Annotated in this window: 14 protein-coding genes and 1 rRNA gene (1 of these 15 running past the window's edge); 12 read left to right on the top strand and 3 right to left on the bottom strand. The window is 49.3% G+C overall.

Going from position 1 to position 16,056, the window contains the following annotated elements; genetic code table 11:
* A 23S ribosomal RNA gene (locus EL268_RS03840) occupies positions 1-1,818 on the top strand (it extends 1,124 nt beyond the left edge of the window).
* Positions 1,819-2,079: 261 nt separating this feature from the next.
* Entirely contained in the window at positions 2,080-2,742 is a 663-nt protein-coding gene (locus tag EL268_RS03845) for an MBL fold metallo-hydrolase (protein ID WP_106656125.1), read from the top strand.
* Positions 2,743-2,819: 77 nt separating this feature from the next.
* Here EL268_RS03845 and EL268_RS03850 read toward each other — a convergent pair whose 3' ends face one another.
* Positions 2,820-4,097 carry an erythromycin esterase family protein gene (locus EL268_RS03850; protein ID WP_106656126.1) on the bottom strand — a complete coding sequence of 426 codons (1,278 nt, stop codon included), beginning with the start codon at positions 4,095-4,097 and terminating at the stop codon, positions 2,820-2,822.
* Between the two features lie 144 nt (positions 4,098-4,241).
* Positions 4,242-4,817, bottom strand: coding sequence for a GNAT family N-acetyltransferase (locus EL268_RS03855; RefSeq protein ID WP_106656127.1), 576 nt, complete (start codon positions 4,815-4,817; stop codon positions 4,242-4,244).
* A gap of 116 nt (positions 4,818-4,933) precedes the next feature.
* Here EL268_RS03855 and pdxR (EL268_RS03860) point away from each other — a divergent pair, with 116 nt between their 5' ends.
* The 9 genes from pdxR (EL268_RS03860) (at position 4,934) to EL268_RS32640 (ending at position 13,261) form a co-directional block, all read left to right on the top strand.
* Positions 4,934-6,355, top strand: a complete 1,422-nt coding sequence (gene pdxR / locus EL268_RS03860) for a MocR-like pyridoxine biosynthesis transcription factor PdxR (protein WP_106656128.1) — start codon at positions 4,934-4,936, stop codon at positions 6,353-6,355.
* A gap of 90 nt (positions 6,356-6,445) precedes the next feature.
* Positions 6,446-7,015: a TetR/AcrR family transcriptional regulator gene (locus EL268_RS03865; RefSeq protein ID WP_106656129.1), complete on the top strand. Its 570-nt coding sequence runs from the start codon at positions 6,446-6,448 to the stop codon at positions 7,013-7,015.
* A 14-nt stretch (positions 7,016-7,029) separates the two neighbouring features.
* Positions 7,030-7,392 (top strand): DMT family transporter, encoded by a 363-nt coding sequence (locus EL268_RS03870; RefSeq protein WP_106656130.1) that lies wholly within the window; start codon positions 7,030-7,032, stop codon positions 7,390-7,392.
* Positions 7,389-7,811 carry a YvaD family protein gene (locus tag EL268_RS03875; protein WP_106656131.1) on the top strand — a complete coding sequence of 141 codons (423 nt, stop codon included), beginning with the start codon at positions 7,389-7,391 and terminating at the stop codon, positions 7,809-7,811. The genes EL268_RS03870 and EL268_RS03875 overlap by 4 nt, the downstream gene beginning before the upstream one ends.
* A gap of 230 nt (positions 7,812-8,041) precedes the next feature.
* A complete protein-coding gene (locus EL268_RS03880; protein ID WP_106656132.1) occupies positions 8,042-8,872 on the top strand; it encodes an MIP/aquaporin family protein in 831 nt (276 codons plus the stop codon).
* Between the two features lie 52 nt (positions 8,873-8,924).
* Complete coding sequence (glpK, locus tag EL268_RS03885) at positions 8,925-10,424, top strand: glycerol kinase GlpK (protein ID WP_106656133.1); 1,500 nt, start codon at positions 8,925-8,927, stop codon at positions 10,422-10,424.
* A gap of 147 nt (positions 10,425-10,571) precedes the next feature.
* Positions 10,572-12,242 (top strand): glycerol-3-phosphate dehydrogenase/oxidase, encoded by a 1,671-nt coding sequence (locus EL268_RS03890; RefSeq protein ID WP_106656296.1) that lies wholly within the window; start codon positions 10,572-10,574, stop codon positions 12,240-12,242.
* Between the two features lie 13 nt (positions 12,243-12,255).
* Positions 12,256-12,810 carry a glycerol-3-phosphate responsive antiterminator gene (locus EL268_RS03895; protein WP_106656134.1) on the top strand — a complete coding sequence of 185 codons (555 nt, stop codon included), beginning with the start codon at positions 12,256-12,258 and terminating at the stop codon, positions 12,808-12,810.
* Positions 12,811-13,114: 304 nt separating this feature from the next.
* The gene (locus EL268_RS32640; protein WP_164724429.1) at positions 13,115-13,261 is read left to right on the top strand and encodes a hypothetical protein; all 147 of its coding nucleotides are present in this window, start codon (positions 13,115-13,117) and stop codon (positions 13,259-13,261) included.
* Between the two features lie 108 nt (positions 13,262-13,369).
* On the opposite strand, the gene pdxR (EL268_RS03900) is transcribed toward EL268_RS32640, so the two are convergent.
* Positions 13,370-14,806, bottom strand: a complete 1,437-nt coding sequence (gene pdxR / locus EL268_RS03900; protein WP_106656135.1) for a MocR-like pyridoxine biosynthesis transcription factor PdxR — start codon at positions 14,804-14,806, stop codon at positions 13,370-13,372.
* A gap of 127 nt (positions 14,807-14,933) precedes the next feature.
* On the opposite strand from pdxR (EL268_RS03900), the gene EL268_RS03905 reads away from it, so the two are divergent.
* Positions 14,934-15,899, top strand: coding sequence for a proline dehydrogenase family protein (locus EL268_RS03905; RefSeq protein ID WP_106656136.1), 966 nt, complete (start codon positions 14,934-14,936; stop codon positions 15,897-15,899).
* Positions 15,900-16,056: the final 157 nt, after the last annotated feature.

Here is a 16,056-nt window from a genome sequence, read left to right on the forward strand (position 1 = left end):
ATTTAAAGAGTGCGTAATAGCTCACTGGTCGAGTGACTCTGCGCGGAAAATGTAACGGGGCTAAACGTATCACCGAAGCTATGGCAGGTGAGAAACCTTACGGTTTCCACTTGGGTAGGGGAGCGTTCCAAGCAGCAGTGAAGCCGTACTGGAAAGAGCGGTGGAGCGCTTGGAAGTGAGAATGCCGGTGTAAGTAGCGAAAAGACAAGTGAGAATCTTGTCCACCGAAAGCCTAAGGTTTCCTGGGGAAGGCTCGTCCTCCCAGGGTTAGTCGGGACCTAAGCTGAGGCCGAAAGGCGTAGGCGATGGACAACAGGTTGATATTCCTGTACCACCTCTGTTCCGCTTGAGCAATGGCGTGACGCAGGAGGATAGGGTGAGCGGCCTACTGGATGGCCGTCCAAGCAGTGAGTGTGGTGTGTAGGCAAATCCGCACACCGTTAAGCATGAGCTGTGATGGCGAGGGAAATTTAAGTACCGAAGTCCCTGATTTCACACTGCCAAGAAAAGCGTCTAGCGAGGAACAAGGTGCCCGTACCGCAAACCGACACAGGTAGGCGAGGAGAGAATCCTAAGGTGCGCGGGATAACTCTTGCTAAGGAACTCGGCAAAATGGCCCCGTAACTTCGGGAGAAGGGGCGCCTCGGTAGGGTTAATAGCCCGAGGGGGCCGCAGTGAAAAGGCCCAAGCGACTGTTTAGCAAAAACACAGGTCTCTGCGAAGCCGCAAGGCGAAGTATAGGGGCTGACGCCTGCCCGGTGCTGGAAGGTTAAGGGGATGAGTTAGCGCAAGCGAAGCTTTGAACCGAAGCCCCAGTAAACGGCGGCCGTAACTATAACGGTCCTAAGGTAGCGAAATTCCTTGTCGGGTAAGTTCCGACCCGCACGAAAGGCGTAACGACTTGGGCGCTGTCTCGGCAAGAGACCCGGTGAAATCATAATACCTGTGAAGATGCAGGTTACCCGCGACAAGACGGAAAGACCCCATGGAGCTTTACTGTAGCCTGGTATTGGAACTTTGTGCATCATGTACAGGATAGGTGGGAAGCTGAGAAGCAGGGGCGCCAGCCTCTGTGGAGCTGTCGGTGGGATACCACCCTTGATGTACGGAGTTTCTAACTCGTCGCCCTTATCGGGCGAGAGGACCATGCCAGGTGGGCAGTTTGACTGGGGCGGTCGCCTCCTAAAAGGTAACGGAGGCGCCCAAAGGTTCCCTCAGAATGGTCGGAAATCATTCGTAGAGTGTAAAGGCAGAAGGGAGCTTGACTGCGAGACCTACAAGTCGAGCAGGGACGAAAGTCGGGCTTAGTGATCCGGTGGTTCCGCATGGAAGGGCCATCGCTCAACGGATAAAAGCTACCCTGGGGATAACAGGCTTATCTCCCCCAAGAGTCCACATCGACGGGGAGGTTTGGCACCTCGATGTCGGCTCATCGCATCCTGGGGCTGAAGTAGGTCCCAAGGGTTGGGCTGTTCGCCCATTAAAGCGGTACGCGAGCTGGGTTCAGAACGTCGTGAGACAGTTCGGTCCCTATCTGTCGCGGGCGTAGGAAGTTTGAGGAGAGCTGTCCTTAGTACGAGAGGACCGGGATGGACGCACCGCTGGTGCACCAGTTGTCACGCCAGTGGCACAGCTGGGTAGCTATGTGCGGACGGGATAAGCGCTGAAAGCATCTAAGCGTGAAGCCCCCTCCAAGATGAGACTTCCCACAGCGCAAGCTGGTAAGACCCCTCATAGACGATGAGGTTGATAGGTTCGGTGTGGAAGCGCGGTAACGTGTGGAGCTGACGAATACTAATCGGTCGAGGACTTATCCACACACTTAGCAACTGATCATGCAGATCCAGTTTTGAATGAATGAAGAAGCCATTCCTTAAAGGAATGGCTTTTTTTATGATAGGTTCGGAAACAAACATGTTCCCCGTATCCACTGAAATATAGAAATCCGACCGAAGTTCGTTTCTTCTGGATTGTTATCTCGAGGGACTATAAAGAAAATTTTTACAAATGTTGACAATAACGAATCTAACATAATAATATAACCTTACGTAAAAAACGGATTTTACGGAGGTCTGATTGATGGAAATTTCAAACGGAGTAGAAATGCTTCAACTAGATTTTCATGGGAGTATCATTCACCCCGTTCTTTTGTGGGACCTGGAAACGGCTCTTTTAATTGACACCGGATTCCCAGGACAAATGGAAGATTTACGCATGGCCATGGAAAAGGTAGGAGTATCGTTCGACAAGCTAAAAGCTGTGATTTTGACGCATCAGGATATGGATCATATCGGCAGTCTTCCTGAGATTTTGCAGGAGTGCGGGGATCATGTTCACGTTTATGCACACGAACTGGATAAACCGTATATTCAGGGGGAGATACCGCTTTTAAAAGACGCGCACCTTGAGAATCCCCCGAAAGGCAGAGTGGACCATACCTTGCGTGACGGTCAGGAACTGCCATTTTGCGGCGGGATTCGCGTCATCCATACTCCTGGGCATACTCCCGGTCATATCAGCCTGTATTTAACGCAAAGCAAGACTCTCATTGCAGGGGATTCGATGTACAGTGTAAACGGGATTCTCGGGGGCATTCATGCCCCGACCACACCGGATATGAAAGCAGCTCGTCTCTCTTTAAAAAAGTATGTAGACCTCGACATTGCAGCTGTGGTTTGTTACCACGGGGGATTCAGTAACGGAAATGTGAAGGATCAGATCGTAGAACTTAGTCAGGAATGATACTCCATACTCACAAAAAATGGCAGCCTGTTTAATCGGCTGCCGTTTTCTCTATGCCAGGCAAATGACCTTACCCGTTAATCCTTAATCATAACCGAAGGAGTAGCAGTTCGTATGAAGAGGATCGCATCAAAAGCTTTTGCTGGAACCATCTGCAACGTATACAGCTTCTCCATTTTTCCATACCATCCACTAAAAACATCACCGATTGCACTGATTGACTGCGCTTTATTTAGATAGGTGTAAAAATCCTGATGATGCTTTGCCTTGGCAAAATCAAGGAATCCATCCGCCATCTCTGTTTGTGCAAATAGGACAGCTAGCCGGTTATTGCCACTATTTTTTACCGTAAACGCTTTGCGCTCATTGGTAGTGGCGTCCTTCGCAAGGAAGGTGCTTTCGTAGAATTCACTTCCGATTGCGTAATATTGGTCCCACAAGGCTTTTGCGAGATGTGCCCCCATGCAGGTTGTCATTCCTGCGGAAGTGGAGGTCTTTTCAATGTGTCCATTATGTCCGGCGATGAACATGTTGTTGCGACCGTAATGTTTCTTTTCAAAGGATAAAATCCACATTACTTTGTCCGCCATATAGTAATCACGGGTGTTGCTATAGTTCGCGTTTGTTCCGCGCAGTGTAGCGTTTTGCTTGATCGCTTCTGCGAAGGCAGTAGCCAACTCATATTCTTTCTCAGAGCTTTTCGCGATGTAAACGGATTGGTTTTGTTTCATCTGCTCCATCAAGCTTTTTATGTGGGAGAGTGCTTCCTGTACGAGGGCGACCTTTTGATCATACACCGTTTTATCATTCAGATTCGTAAGCAGCTGCTCATACTTGGTTGCGAGTGTCGGATCAACCTTTTTCAAATAGGAGAATAGCCCGGTTTTGTTATGGTCATAGCGTTGCATGTCAAAGCCGTAGAAATGAATTTGATCTTTTGCAGCTCGCTGCTCATTAAAGGCGCGCATCCAAGAGAGAAGCGCGGTCATTTCTTCTGTATGGTAAATCGTAAATCCGATGGCTTTTGCGGCATCCTGCGCAGTTCCGCTTCCGCCTAAAATGTATTCATTGACCTTTTGTCCACCGCCAAAATCGCCTTCAATGGCAAATACGCGATAACCTTGTTTTTCTACCAGATGCTTAAAAATATCTAACTTCAGCGTAGTGAATTGCTTGTTGCCATGCGTAGCTTCTCCAAACCCGATGATAGTTTTGGCAGGAAGTTCCATTTTTGAAACAGGGACAAGGTTTGCTTGCAATGACTGCTGCAAGGTGTTGGCTGATGCGGGGTGGAACCCTGTCAATACACTCAGGATGATGAACAAGCTGATAGTGAATAGGAGTTTTCTCTTCATGTCACTCTCTCTTTCTTGCGTTGATCTTTTGTTCGGGAGTGGATTTTCCTACCATTTCCCCTATTATACTCCTTTATGAAGTCGTTTACTTAGATTAAAAAAACGCACCTGGGTTTGAGAATCCCCGGGTGCATTTTCTCTTTGTTACTTTACATATTTTGCGCGATACTCATCTGCCAGCATGGACATGAGAATGGAATCGTGATAGGCATGGTTGTAATAAAGCGCTTGTCGCTGTACGCCTTCACGCTGGAAGCCGAGCTTTTCATACGTGTGGATGGCACGTTCATTAAATGCGAATACGTTTAGCTCGATGCGATGCAGATTGAGGATGCCAAAACCATAATCGAGCATCAGCAGGAGTGCTTCGCTTCCGTAGCCTTTGCCTTGATGGGCATTTTGGTCAATCGAAATTCGGATAAAGGCGTTGCGATTATTCCGATCGATATCCCCGATCTGGACGTCGCCAATCACCTGATCATTTTCACAAAGGCAGATCAATAAGAGGACACTGGAAGAGTCCTGGCCTTTGTTCGCGATGTACTGGTGGATTTGCTCCCGCGTGAAATGCTTTTGTGTACCAGTCAGCATGCGCGTTTCCTTGTTGAACAAGGAGCGGAAGTATAATTCGGTATCTTCTGTGCCGATCGGTCGCAAAAAGACACGTTCTCCTTCCAAAAAGCGAACCGCTGCACTTGTATTTTGCTGTGTCATAGACATAGTCGTTGTCCTCCTGTTCGTTCAAAACTTCTTTTTCTTAGGATAACGAGCAAGTGTATACTTGGAAATATGCAGTTTTGTAAAAATGAAAAGGACAGATGGAGGGGAAAATCGAGATGCTCTTGACCCCAAACTGGCAGGAAAACGACAACGAGCCGCAATACGTACAGCTTTATGCTTATTTGAAAAAGGAAATCGTCACAGGACGCTTGGCGGTGAGTAGCAAGCTGCCATCCGTTCGCAAGCTGGCTGACTTGCTGGGCTTAAGCACAACACCCGTGGAGATGGCATACCAACAGCTGCTGGCAGAAGGTTTTATCCAAAGCAAACCGCGCAGTGGGTACTATGTGGAGAAATTGCCTGATCCAGAGGTGAAGCCGGGTGCTGGTACGAGCGCAAAAACCATCCAGCGTCCCATGCTGCGTGACGAGCGGGAATACGTCTATGACTTTCATCTCTCCCGCAATGATTTTTCGTTATTTCCAACCATGATTTGGCGTCGCTTGTACAATGAGACGCTTCACATCGAGCAGCAGGAGAATCTTTTTTATGGAGATCCGCAAGGGGAGGCTGGACTCAGGAGCCAAATCGCTGACTACTTGCGCAGGTACAGGGGTGTCGCTTGTTCACCGAATCAAGTGGTGATTGGGGCGGACCAGTTTGGCTTGCTGTCCCTGATCTGTTTGATGGTAAAACCGCAGTTCCAACGCATCGGCGTAGAAAATCCGGGGTATTTGCTGTTTGCCAATACGTTTCGCCAGCACGGCTACGACGTGGTGCCGATCTCACTGACAGAGGATGGAATTAGCGTCAGAGAGCTTTATGAGTCAGAGGTTGGGTTGGCTGCCGTTTCTTCGGCTCATCAATACCCGCGCGGGATGATCATGCCCATATTCAAGCGACTGGAATTGCTCGAATGGGCCAAATGTGTGGGAGGGTACATCATCGAAGACGATTACGACGGAGAGTTTCGTTACCATGGCAGACCGATTCCGTCTATGCAAGGCTTGCTCCCGCATGCGAATGTCATTTATATGGGGAGCTTTGCGCAGGTATTGGCGCCTGCACTAGGCATTTGGTACATGGTCTTGCCAGAATCTTTGCTGGATACGTACTACAACCTTCTGCGCGAGACACTGCTGGAACCATCCTCATCCCGACTGCATCAGCGAACGATGGAAGCCTTTATGGAAAAAGGATATTTCGAAAAGCATGTCCGCAAAATGCGCAAGCTGTACCGCAAAAAGCATGATGCGCTGCTGCTGGCTGTGCACAAGCATTTTGGCGAAAGAGCGACAGTCATCGGAGCCGATGCGGGTTTTCACGTTCTGCTGCGGGTAAACAGCGAACGAAGCGAAGAAGAGTTGAGAAAGCTGGCGATTCAGGCAGGCGTGAGAGCTTCGTCTGCATCGTTTACATGGCTGGTGCCGCCTAATCCTGTGCCAAAAGAGTTTTTCCTCGGCTTCGCGGGCATTTCATTGGAAAAAATCGACCCCGGTATCAAGGCACTGAGCCAAGCGTGGTTTGGCGATTGTTGACAATAAATGTGCAGGCCGTTATGCTAAGAGTACGTTTTGGAAAATATGAAAAACAAAATATTTTCCTTGTTTTCGAGAGGGGGCAAGAACATGCAGGAGCGAATCCTACAATGCGCCTATCATGAGATTGAGACCAAGGGCGTCCGTTTCACCATGTCCGATTTAGCTCGGCGCGCAGGCGTTAGCACCAAGACGTTGTATGCGAGCTTTCCATCGAAAGAGGCCTTGATCACCAAAGTCATTGAAGAAAACATCGAGGACTTGCGTAAAGCGGAAGATCAGATTTTGCATGATCCTGATCTCGATTTGGTAGAGAAGATGCGACAGCTCCTGGCACTCGTTCCGAACAACTTCTCACGAACCGACCTTCGTGTGTGGTACGAGCTGAAGCGCTACTATCCCGAGCAATGGAAGCTGATCGACGAGTTCAATCAACAGGAGTGGGAGCATGTCCGAATCATTTTGGAGCAAGGGGTAGAGGAGGGCGTGTTTCGTCGTATCCAGCTTCCAATCTTGATCCAGATGTATACCGGAACGCTCAACCAGCTGATTGATCAGCAGTTGGCGAACCAGCACCATCTGACGATTGGCGATGCGCTGGATGCGGTCATCGATATTTTACTAGGCGGCATCGTAGATACTTCGTCTTCAAACAAGTAAGTAGGAGGAACATAATGAGTTGGGTCTATCTATTAATGGCCATTTTACTAGAGGTGGCTGGAACAACATCGATGAAGCTATCTGACGGGCTGAGCAAGCCTGTTCCCAGTGTGATGATGTTTATCTTTTATATTTTGTGCTTCTCGTCGCTGAGCCTGGCGCTCAAGGAAATGGAGGTTGGGACTGCCTATGCCATCTGGTCGGGTCTCGGCACGGCGATCATCGCGGTCATTGGTGTGGTGGTCTTCAAGGATGCCTTCACTGTCAAAAAACTGATTGCTGTCGGACTGATCATCGTGGGCTGTGTACTGTTGAATCTGGGGGACACTTCTCACGCGCAATCTTCGAAAGATACAGGAGTAGCTGAGGCGAAATGAGTGAGAAAAATGTGAAAGCAATGCTAGTGTTCTTCTGGGTCACCGATGTGGCTTTTGTCGTATACTGGTTCATTACATTTTTGGAGCTTCTCCCTGTGGAATACCTGTATCAGGATTACTACGACCCCAATTTGCTCGCCTGGAACCTGTCCTTTTTTCCATTGGATATCTTCATTTCCATCACGGGCTTTGCCAGTCTGTACGCCTATCGCAGAGGACGGCATATCTGGAAGCCGCTCGCCATGCTGTCGCTCGTTTTGACGTCCTGTTCGGGTTTGCAGGCAATTGCATTTTGGGCGTTCAAGGCAGATTACGATTGGTCCTGGTGGATTCCGAACCTGTACCTGCTGATTTACCCGTTATTCTTTTTGCCGGGCTTGATGCGAGAACTGGCAAAAGTGAAGGAAAGGGATTCTTGACAAATTTTGTGCAGTAGCTATATAGTAGGTCTTAAGTTAATAGTGCTGTGGAGATTGGGAGATCAGCTAATATTTGCAAAATGAGGGCATTCGCTCTTGGTTTGCGAGTATTAGCTTTTTTATTTTCTCTCTAGACAAACCACAAAGGAGTTGGCGGAATGTAAGCGCTTTACGGGAATCGGTTTGCGTTTTTTCCAAATGCGTTTTTCCAATAAGGGGGAGGGTGGGGCATGTCTATTTATGTAGGAGAACTGATCGGAACGATGATCTTGATTATCTTGGGGGCAGGTGTTTGCGCCGGGCAGAACTTGAAAAAGGTGTATTCCCAAAACGGCGGTTGGATTGTGATTACGCTGGGCTGGGGGCTGGCAGTTGCGTGCGGAGCGTATGCAGTAGGAAGCATTAGCGGAGCGCATTTGAATCCGGCACTTACGATTGCACTGGCCAGCATCGGTCAATTCCCGTGGGAGCATGTGCCGGGCTACGTGGCGGCTCAACTGATTGGGGCATTTATGGGGGCGACGTTCGTCTGGATCTTTTATTACCCGCATTGGCGTGAGACGGATGATGCCGGAGCCAAATTAGGAGTATTTGCAACGGGTCCCGCGATTCCGAATACAGTCGCAAATCTCTTCAGCGAAATTTTAGGTACGTTTTTCTTAGTGCTCGGTCTACTGGCGATCGGAGCGAATAAATTTGCAGAAGGACTGAATCCATTTATCGTTGGCTTCCTGATTGTCGCAATTGGTTTATCTCTGGGCGGGACTACCGGCTATGCGATCAATCCGGCCCGGGACCTGGGACCTCGTCTCGCTCATGCTCTCTTGCCTATCCACGGCAAAGGAAAGTCCAACTGGCGCTATGCATGGATTCCTGTTGTTGGACCTATCATGGGAGCAGTAAGTGGAGCATTTTTTTACAAATGGACGTTTACAGATCATTCGCTGACAGGTGTAATAGCATTAGCGGCTTTCATGGTGATTGCCATCGTGGTCGGAATGACAACCAAAAAATCAATTGGCAGCAAGGAGCGACTCGCATCCGAAAGTGCACGTTCCTAGACATAAAGGTAAAAATGAAGGCGATTCCATATGAGTGAAGGAGGAAGTTGTCATGGACAATAAATATATGCTTTCCCTCGATCAGGGAACCACGAGCTCTCGCGCTATTTTATTCGATAAATCAGGTGCCATTATCGGTGTTGCCCAGAAGGAATTCACGCAAATCTATCCGAAGCCGGGTTGGGTAGAGCACAATGCCGAGGAAATCTGGGAATCGCAGCTGGAGGTTTTGAAAGCGGTTTTACTGGAGAATCATGTGAAACCGGAAGAAATCGCTGGAATCGGGATTACCAATCAGCGGGAAACAACCGTGGTATGGGATAAGCACACGGGTAAGCCCATCCACAATGCCATTGTATGGCAAAGCAGACAGTCCATCGATATTTGCAACCAGTTGAAAGAGCAAGGCCATGAGCAAACGGTTCGGGAAAAGACAGGACTGTTGATTGACGCCTACTTTTCCGGTACAAAGGTGAAATGGCTGCTCGATTATGTGGAGGGAGCAAGGGAAAGAGCCGAGAAAGGCGACCTCTTGTTTGGCACCATCGATACGTGGCTGATTTGGAAGCTGACCAATGGCCTTGTCCATGTGACCGACTATTCCAATGCTTCGCGCACGTTGATGTTTAATATTCATTCTCTGGAGTGGGACGACGAGCTGTTGAACATGCTGCAAGTCCCGAAAGCCATGCTGCCAGCTGTCCGTCCTTCCAGCGAATTGTACGGCTACACAGACGAGAAGCTCATCGAATTCCAGATTCCGATTGCCGGGATTGCCGGAGACCAGCAGGCCGCTTTGTTTGGGCAGGCATGCTTTGCGGAAGGGCAGGCCAAAAACACATACGGAACAGGTTGCTTCATGCTGATGAATACCGGAGAAAAGGCAGTTGCATCCAAAAACGGGTTGTTGACGACCATTGCCTGGGGAGTGGATGGCAAGGTAGAGTACGCCCTGGAAGGCAGTATTTTTGTGGCTGGTGCGGCGATTCAATGGTTGCGTGACGGCCTCAAGCTGATCGACAAATCATCGGATTCGGAAAAGCACGCACTCGCTGTTGACAGCACAGATGGTGTCTATATGGTTCCAGCCTTTGTTGGCTTGGGAGCTCCCTATTGGGATATGGAAGCTAGAGGCGCGATTTTCGGTTTGACCCGTGGAACGACGGAAGATCATTTGATTCGGGCAGCGCTGGAGTCTCTGGCTTATCAGACGCGGGATGTGCTTGAAGCGATGGAGGCTGATTCCGGCATCCGGCTGCAAAAGCTGGCGGTAGACGGTGGAGCCGTGGCGAACAACTTTTTGATGCAGTTCCAGTCCGACATCCTGAATACAGAGGTAGAGCGTCCGCGTGTCAATGAAACGACCGCGCTGGGAGCAGCTTACCTGGCAGGGCTTGCCGTCGGATATTGGGGAAGCAAGGAAGATATTGTAAATAACAAAGTGGTGGAGCGCTCCTTCTCACCGGATATGGCGGAGGAAGTGCGCCAGGAGCTGTACGCAGGCTGGAAGCAAGCGGTTACGGCAACGATGGGTTACAAGATTAGGCATTGATTTTTGCGTAAAAGAGGTCTAAAGTTAGAGATAAGTTAATCATGCTGTGGAGACTACGGAGACAGCCAGTATCAGAAGAGCAATGACATTGCATTGCTTCTTTTGGATATTGGCTGTCTTTTTCTTTTAGAAAGGATGAGAAGAATGATGAAGGATCAACATGCATTGTCATCAAGTCAACGCCAGGCTTGTCTGGATAAAATGGCAAACCAACAACTCGATCTTTTGGTAATTGGCGGTGGGGTGACGGGAGCAGGTATTGCCCTCGACGCAGCCGCGAGAGGTCTAAGCGTTGGACTCGTGGAAAAACAGGACTTCGCTGCGGGAACCAGCAGTCGCTCTACCAAGCTCGTTCATGGAGGATTGCGCTATTTGAAGCAGGGCGATGTGCAGCTGGTGCGGGAAGTAGGCAGGGAGCGAGCTATTTTGTATCGCAATGCGCCACATATCGTCATCCCTGAAAAAATGATTTTGCCAATCGTGAAAAATGGTACCTATGGCAAGCTGGCAACCTCCGTTGGGTTGTATGTTTACGATGTGTTGGCTGGAGTCGAACGAAAAGAACGACGCATCATGCTGAACAAGCAGAAAACCGTGGAGGCAGAACCGCTTTTGCGCCGCGATATTCTCAAGGGCGGCGGGCTCTATTTTGAATATCGGACAGATGATGCTAGGCTTACGATTGAGGTCATGAAAACAGCAAGCTCGCATGGAGCGCTCTGCGTGAACTATACCGAAGCCACTGGCTTTATTTATGAAAACAGTAAGGTCATCGGTATTCGCGCGAAGGATTTGCTTACGGGCACGGAGTACTCCCTTCATGCCAAAAAAATCGTCAACGCAGCAGGTCCATGGGTGGATCAGCTTCGAGAAAAAGACCACTCCCTGTACGGCAAACGCCTCCACCTGACAAAAGGTGTCCATCTGGTCGTGCCATATAACAGACTGCCGTTGAAGCAGGCCGTTTATTTCGATGTATCCGATGGGCGCATGCTGTTTGCCATTCCGCGCAATAACAGTACGTATATCGGTACCACTGACACGAACTACAAAGGTGTGCTGGAGCGTCCAACGGTGACGAGAGAAGACATGGAGTATGTATTGAATGCCGCGAACGAGATGTTCCCTTCTGTGAAGCTGACGGAACAGGATGTCAGCTCCAGCTGGGCAGGACTCAGACCGCTGATCCATGAAGATGGCAAGTCCCCATCCGAATTGTCACGCAAGGACGAGATTTTTTACTCCAAAAGCGGGCTGATTACGATCGCAGGTGGAAAATTGACGGGCTTCCGCAAGATGGCCGAGCGCATTGTCGATGTGGTGGTCAAGCAGTTGAACGAAGAAGAGGGCAGGGCATTTGGAGCTTGTCAGACAGACAAAATCGTCCTCGCTGGCGGGAAATTTGATTCCGCAGCCAAGATTCCTGTATTTGTGAAAGCACAGGCAGAACGGCTTCGCCAATGGGGAATCACCGAGGAACAAATCCGCGTTCTGGTTGGGAAATATGGCAGCAACAGTGAGCAAATCGTAACGATGTGCCTGGAGCTTTTGACACAAAATGCTCAAAATGTGTCTCCAATCGAAGCACTGCTGAAAGCAGAACTACGCTACGCTGTAGAGGAAGAAATGGTCATGACCATGAGTGATTTTCTGATTCGTCGCAGTGGAAGACTATTCTTCGAGAGAGATACATTGGAGCCTGTGTATCGAATGGTGGGAGAAGAGCTCGCCCATGAGCTGCAATGGTCAGATGAGAGGAAAGAACATGAAATAAAAGCGTTTGAAGAGGAATATCATCTTGCGAAAACATTTCAATAGGGGTGATTCGTGATTGGCAAACCAGATCAATCAAGTCATACTTCCTGCAGCTCGGACATTAAAAGAATTTGATGAACTCATGGAAAGCAGCTACGAGCGCATTATTTTGCTGAATGCCCATGTAGCGCAAGTAAAGCCCCTGGGAAAACGGGCCAGAGCGTTCGGGAAAAAACTGCTGATCCATGCCGATCTCATTGACGGCTTGAAGTCTGATGAATATGCGATGGAGTTTCTTGCGCAAGAAGCACAGCCCGAAGGAATCATCACCACACGGAACAGTGCCATTCTTGCCGCCAAGAAAAAAGGGCTCATTTCCATCCAACGACTTTTTCTCATTGATACGATGGCATTAGATAGCAGCCTTACCCAGCTGGAGAGAACCAAACCGGATTACGTCGAGGTTTTGCCAGGAATCATTCCCCACCTGATCGAAGAAATCACTGTACGAACCAAGATTCCGGTCATCGCGGGAGGATTTATTCGTACGATGGAAGATGTAGATCGCGCCATTCAAGCGGGTGCAACTTCTGTAACAACGTCTCGCAGAGAACTGTGGACGAAATCATAAGGGCATCAGAGTTGTCAAAAGCCGGTCATTCCTGCTCGTAGGAATACCGGTTTTTTGGTGTGTGTCCGGAAAGAAAATAGGTAGATGGCGGTGATAGAGGACATAGGTAGATACCCTTTTATTCGGTATGGAGGTCATTAGTCTATGCGGATGAACGTCACCGTGCATATACACATATAGTCAACAAAAAATAAGAGGAAAGAAGGCGGTTGCGTGAATTATCCAAGCGGACATTGGCCATCATCGTATTCCAGTCGGTCTGGGCAGTCTTCCTATTATCCATGGCAAAGAGATGATTGGGGTCGTGGTCGAGACTGGGATCGAGGACGAGATTGGGATCGAGATCGTCGACGCAGATGTCCAGATTTCTGTCGGCATTGCCATCCTAGATGCTGTGGTCGCTGGCGTTAATCATCCTCTATTTTTTCAGAAGATAAAAACGGAAGTGTAATAGTCTTGAGCCAAATCTTGTGGAGCATTCGAGATTTGGCTCTTTTTTTGTGAAACGGTGGAAACATGGTGAATCAACAGATGCAGGCATTCTCGCTTTAAAATTTGACTATGCTCGTTTTGTTCTCGCCAGCGCAATATTCGTTAAAACAGCCTTGATCCGCTCGACCCCTTTTTTGATCTGTTCCTCATTGGTATTGCCGTATCCGAGAATGATTTTATCCGTATGCTTGTCTTTGACAATGGTGTGTTCCTCAACCGGGTAGACACGCACTCCGGCTTGCTCCAGTGCAGTCAGGACGTCAGGTGTGAAGCGAACCGTTGGAAAAGCAGCGACGATGTGCAGACCAGCAGCCTCCCCCCAAATGCGCACACCATTACCAAAAGCAAGTTGAAGAGCATCAATCAAGCATTGTCGGCGTTTTTTGTACAGCTTTTTTACGCGATTCACGTATTTCTCTAGATGCCCCTCCTCGATAAAAACCCCTAGTGCAAGCTGATCAATGGAAGGGGCGTGCAAATCGGAGAGCCATTTTGCTTGCTGATAGGAAGCTACCAATGCTTTTGGCAGGACGAGGTATCCCTGGCGTAGTCCGGGAGAAAGGATTTTGCTAAAGGAACCGATGTAGATGACACGCTCCGAGGCGAGTCCCTGGATGGAGCTGATGGGAGCAGTCTCGTAGCGAAATTCGCTGTCGTAATCATCCTCGACAATGTAGCAGTCCGCTTCCCGTGCATAACGAATGAGTTGAAGTCTGCGTTGGATGGGCATGGTGCCGCCGAGCGGGAACTGATGAGAGGGTGTGACAAATACGAAGCGGGGGCGATGGGCAGTTAATGACGGCAGCTGTTCCATATCCATCCCGTAGGCATCTGTCGGAACAGGCAGTAAGCAAGCGCCTGTCCTCGTGAAAATACGCTGGATATCGTGCGTGATCGGGTCCTCGATGACTACTTGACTATCAGGACGCAGAAGCACGTTGGCAATTAGGGTGAGCGCCTGAGTAGCGCCGGATGTCATAATGATTTGCTCGGGTTCGCATTGCACGCCGCGCGTTCGATACAAATAGCGGCACAAAATCGTGCGCAGCTCCGTGCGTCCCTCGGGGCGATTATAGCCAAAGGCTGACAGCGGCGCTTCCAGACAGACACGCTGGACGGTTTTGCCCCAGAGGCTGCGAGGAAAGTGCTCCAGAGCAGGAACACCGGAGCGAAAATCGATCAGCGTGCTCTCGGCTTCGTTGAAGTACTGATCTACTTTCGGGAACCCAGCCTCTGTCACCCGGGCGTGCTGTTCCAAATAAATGCCAGAAGCAATGAAATACCCAGAGCCACGTCTGCTCTCAATGTAGCCCTCGGCTAGTAGCTGCTCGTACGCCTCTAACACCACGTTGCGAGAGAGGTGCAGTTCACTGGCTACTTTGCGGGTTGAAGGAAGCTTGAATCCGGCTGTCAGTTCTCCGCTCAAAATTTTCGTGCGCAATTCAGAATAGATTTGTCTGATTAACGGAATGGGTTTCTCTCGGTCAATGGTCATCCAAAGCAAGGCGTGTGAGCCTCCTTATGTAACTGGTCCTCTCGAAAAAGTTGGAAACTGGACCTAATCTCCACAAGCGTACCATGGTAGGGTGAAGGAAGAGAAGAGGTATGCCACTGCCAAAGGAGAGAGAAGGATGACGCCAGAAGAGAGAAGAACCGCCGAGATTTTGCGTACAATCGCCCGTGATGAACGAATCAAGGAAGCAGTCAGAACATCGCCCTTGTTATATCCGTTGCTTTTGACTGCTGCGAAACGTTATGTGACAGGCGAAACGCGTGCGGATGCAATGATAGTAGCCCAACGCTTGAAAAAAATGGGCTATCGTCTATCCGTTGAGCACATTGGTGAAAATATGCTGGACTTGCAGGTTGTACATGAAGCGCAGCAGGAATTTTTGGCGCTCATTGCGGATTGCTTCCAACTACATACACCAGTCGGAATCTCCTTTGATCTGTCCCATCTCGGCTTGTTGCTGGATCAAGAACTGGCTTTTGCTCACGTAGAAGAGCTGGCGGAACGGGCGAGACATAGCGGCCAGTATTTGATGATCAGCATGGAGGAATCGACGAAAACAGAGGCGATCATAAGCATGTATGAGCGCTTGGTACATCGACATGAAAATGTGGGCATTACGATTCAAGCGCATTTGCACCGCTCGCTGGATGATGTGAAACGGGTACTCGAACTCCCGGGGAAAATTCGCTTGGTCAAAGGTGCATTTAAGGAACCTCAGGAAATCGCATTGGCGCGTTCAGTGGAGTTGAACGAACGGTACCTGGAGCTGGCTGACATATGTGTGCAATCTGGACGCGAATGCTCACTCGCTACCCATGACCAAGCGATTGTGGACGAGCTAGCCCGTCAGGACTATTTGCATCGGCCGAATGTAGAGGTCGAGCTGTTATACGGGGTTCGCCCAGAACTGGCTCATGCTTTGCGAGAAAAAGGAGTTCAGTTGCGCTTGTACCTCACATATGGGACAGAGTGGTACTTGTACTTGTGTCATCGATTGGCGGAGCACCCGCCTCATGTGCATCAGGCGATAGCCGATATGTTTGATCCGGCGAGACTTCAGGATGTAGGGTATGGCATGTCATAGAAGGATTGCGAAAAACGTCAGAGCATAACGCTGACGTTTTTTCTATTTTTCACTCTCGCAATTGGTGACCAATTGATTTCATTTTGAAAAAAATGTAGCTATTTGTCTGGAAATAACGTCAATAACTGTATGAGAAGAAAAGATAGGCAGAAAAAAA

It is taken from the genome of Brevibacillus brevis, from assembly GCF_900637055.1.
Classification (GTDB): domain Bacteria; phylum Bacillota; class Bacilli; order Brevibacillales; family Brevibacillaceae; genus Brevibacillus; species Brevibacillus brevis.